This is a genomic window from Rhodoferax sp. (assembly GCF_011391645.1).
GTDB lineage: Bacteria > Pseudomonadota > Gammaproteobacteria > Burkholderiales > Burkholderiaceae_C > Rhodoferax.
In genome coordinates, this window is sequence record NZ_JAABQC010000157.1 from 1 (window position 1) to 3,322 (window position 3,322).

The window sequence follows — 3,322 nt, forward strand, 5'->3', positions numbered from 1 at the left end:
GGGAAAGCCGCGCAGCATGGTCATGTTACCCCTGCTGATCGTGCTGCTTGCCAGCGTGGCGGGGTGGGCTCTGGGTGGCGCTCCCACCGAATTCAACCGCCCGTTCAAGGGCGATTTTTCGATTGAAAACGGTGGCGCCCTGACGCCGGAATTTCTGGCAGTTTTGATGGGTTTGACGCTGTACACCGCAGCATTTATCGCTGAAGTGGTGCGCGCCGGCATTTCCTCCGTGGCGCGCGGTCAGGCAGAGGCGGCCTCGGCCCTGGGCTTGAGCCGCAAGCAGGAAATGCGGCTGGTGATGCTGCCGCAGGCGCTGCGCGTGATCATCCCGCCGCTGACCAACCAGTATTTGAACCTGACCAAGAACTCGTCGCTGGCGGTCGCCATTGGCTACCCCGATGTGGTGTCGATTGCCAACACCGCGCTCAACCAGACCGGCCGCGCGGTGGAATGCATTTCCCTGGTGATGCTGGTGTACCTGACCACCTCGCTGGGCACATCGCTGCTGATGAACTGGTACAACAACCGCGCCGCGATCAAGGAGCGTTGAAATGGAAAACAGCATGAAAATCACCACTTTTCAACCCATTGCGCCACGTCCGGCCCCCGTCAATACCGAGGGCCCGGTGGCCTGGGTCAAAGCCAATTTGCTGGCTGACTGGAAAACCTCACTGGCCACCCTGTTCATTGGCGCGGTGCTGCTTTGGCTGGTCCCCCAGATTCTGAACTGGGCCATCTTCAAGGCGGTCTGGGCGCCTGACTTTGAGGCCTGCCGCGTCGACGGCGCCGGGGCCTGCTGGGGCGTGATCACTGAAAAGTACCGCATCATCATTTTTGGCCGCTACCCATTTGAAGAGCAATGGCGACCGCTCGTTGCCACCCTGCTGCTCACCGGCCTGCTGGTGGCCAGTTGCATGCGCATGTTCTGGCGGGCCTGGCTGCCGCTGCTATGGCTGGTCGTGCTGGCGGCGTTTTTTACCCTCATGTATGGCAACAGGCTGGGCCTGAGTCTGGTCGAAACCGACCGCTGGGGCGGCTTGCCTCTGACCATTCTGCTGGCTTCGCTGTCGCTGGTGATGTCTTTTCCGCTGGCGTTGCTGATCGCGCTCGGACGTCGCTCCAACCTGCCGGCCATACGCAGTTTTTGCACCCTGTATGTCGAGCTGATACGCGGCGTGCCTTTGATTTCGGTGCTGTTCATGGCCTCGTTCATGTTCCCGCTGTTCATGCCGCCCGGCGTCAAGATTGACGTGCTGCTGCGGGTGCTGGTGGGCATCACGCTGTTTGCCGCCGCCTATTCGGCCGAAGTGATCCGCGGCGGCTTGCAGGCCGTGCCCAAGGGCCAGGTCGAGGCCGCCGCCACGCTTGGCTTGAGCTACTGGCAAACCCAGCGCAAGATCGTGCTGCCGCAAGCGCTGGCGATGGTGGTGCCGGGCATCATGAACAACTTCATCTCCACCTTCAAGGACACCTCGCTGGTGACCATCGTGAGCCTGTACGAATTGACTGGCGCCATGAGCCTGGCGCTCAACTCGGACTCAAACTGGCGGCCTTTCACCATTGAAGGCTACATCTTCATTGCGCTGATTTACTTTGCTTTCTGTTTCTCCATGTCGCGCTACAGCCATTGGGTCGAGAAGCAGGTCAACAAGAGTAAATTGCGATAACTTGCGGGACAGACCAATATTTGCAAAGCAAATTTGCTCTGTCCTCAACTGATTAAACCTATTTTTCATTTAAAAATATGTCACAAACTCAAGCCCCTTCCCCCATCATCACCTTCGACAAGGTCAACAAATGGTACGGCAACAATTTTCATGTGCTGCGCGACATCGACCTGAGCGTGGCCAAAGGTGAGCGCATCGTCATCTGCGGGCCATCCGGCTCGGGCAAATCCACCCTGATCCGCTGCATCAACCGGCTCGAAGAGCACCAGCAGGGCCACCTGACGGTCGATGGCGTCGAGCTCAGCGACGACGTCAAGGCGATTGACGCCGTGCGCAAGGAAGTCGGCATGGTGTTCCAGCAGTTCAACCTGTTCCCGCACCTGACCGTGCTGGAAAACCTGACGCTGTCACCGATGTGGGTCGGCAAAATGCCCAAAAAGGACGCCGAAGAAAAGGCCATGGTTCAGCTCAACCGGGTGCGCATTGCCGAGCAGGCCAACAAGTATCCGCTGCAGCTCTCGGGCGGCCAGCAGCAGCGCGTGGCGATCGCCCGGGCGCTGTGCCTCAAGCCCAAAATCATGCTGTTTGACGAGCCCACCAGCGCGCTTGACCCCGAGATGATCAAGGAGGTGCTCGACGTGATGATTGCCATGGCCGATGAGGGCATCACCATGCTCTGCGTGACCCACGAGATGGGTTTTGCCAAGGCTGTGGCCGACCGCGTGATCTTCATGGACCAGGGCCAGATCGTCGAGCAGAACAACCCGCACGACTTCTTCAACAACCCGCAAAGCGAGCGCAGCAAAGACTTCTTGTCAAAAATCCTGGGGCATTAACTCCCCGCCACCTTCATTTTGTTGATGAGGATCGAGCCCACAGTTTTCGCGCCATGGTTGTAGGCATCCGCGCCCACCGCCACGATGCCCTTGAGCATGGCCTTCATGTTGCCGGCGATGGTGATCTCGTGCACAGGGTAGGCAATGCGGCCGTTTTCCACCCAAAAACCGCTGGCACCGCGCGAATAGTCGCCGGTCACATAATTGACGCCGCTGCCCATGAGCTCAGTCACAAACAGGCCGGTTCCCAGGCGCTGCAACATGGCATCCAGACCGTCGCCGGCACGGGTGAGGCGCGAGGTGAGCGTCAGATTGTGCGAGCCGCCGGCGTTGCCGGTGGTTTTCATGCCCAGCTTGCGCGCCGAGTAGCTGCCCAGAAAATAGCCCTGCACCCTGCCCGCCTCGACCACGCTGCGGGCCTGCACGCGCACGCCTTCGTCGTCAAACGGTGAACTGCCCTTGCCGCGCTTGATGAACGGATCTTCCAGAATGTCAATGTGCTTGGGGAAAACAGGTTTACCCAGGCTGTCGAGCAAAAAGCTGCTCTTGCGGTACAAGGCACCGCCGCTGATGGCCTGCACAAAGCTGCCCAGCAAACCAGCCGCCAGCGGCGACTCGAACAGCACCGTGCATTCGGTGGTGGCGATCTTGCGGGCGCGCAGCCGGCTCAAGGCGCGCTCGGCAGCATAACGCCCCACCGCTTGCGGGCTGGCCAGCTCGGCCGCATCGCGCTGCGAGCTGTACCAGGCATCGCGCTGCATGTCATTGCCCTTGCCGGCAATCGGTGACACCGACAGCGAATGGCGCGAACTGGCATAA

General features: G+C 60.1%; 4 protein-coding genes. 3 read left to right on the forward strand and 1 reads right to left on the reverse strand.

Annotated features, from left to right (window positions below; all coding sequences use genetic code 11):
- The 3 genes from GPS82_RS13565 to GPS82_RS13575 all read left to right on the forward strand — a co-directional run.
- Positions 1-550 (forward strand): ABC transporter permease subunit (locus GPS82_RS13565; RefSeq protein WP_296495608.1); only part of this gene is annotated, 550 nt, incomplete at its 5' end.
- Positions 551-563: 13 nt separating this feature from the next.
- Positions 564-1,667, forward strand: a complete 1,104-nt coding sequence (locus GPS82_RS13570; RefSeq protein WP_296495610.1) for an amino acid ABC transporter permease — start codon at positions 564-566, stop codon at positions 1,665-1,667.
- Positions 1,668-1,744: 77 nt separating this feature from the next.
- Positions 1,745-2,503 carry an amino acid ABC transporter ATP-binding protein gene (locus GPS82_RS13575; RefSeq protein WP_296495612.1) on the forward strand — a complete coding sequence of 253 codons (759 nt, stop codon included), beginning with the start codon at positions 1,745-1,747 and terminating at the stop codon, positions 2,501-2,503.
- On the opposite strand, the gene GPS82_RS13580 is transcribed toward GPS82_RS13575, so the two are convergent.
- The coding region (locus GPS82_RS13580; protein ID WP_296495614.1) for a metallopeptidase TldD-related protein at positions 2,500-3,322 on the reverse strand (823 nt) is incomplete at its 5' end. The genes GPS82_RS13575 and GPS82_RS13580 overlap by 4 nt on opposite strands.

Excerpts from the sequence above, each read along its gene's own strand:
- GPS82_RS13570 (WP_296495610.1), top strand. The coding sequence starts at position 564 with ATGAAAATCACCACTTTTCAACCCATTGCGCCACGTCCGGCCCCCGTC.
- GPS82_RS13575 (WP_296495612.1), top strand. The coding sequence starts at position 1,745 with ATGTCACAAACTCAAGCCCCTTCCCCCATCATCACCTTCGACAAGGTC.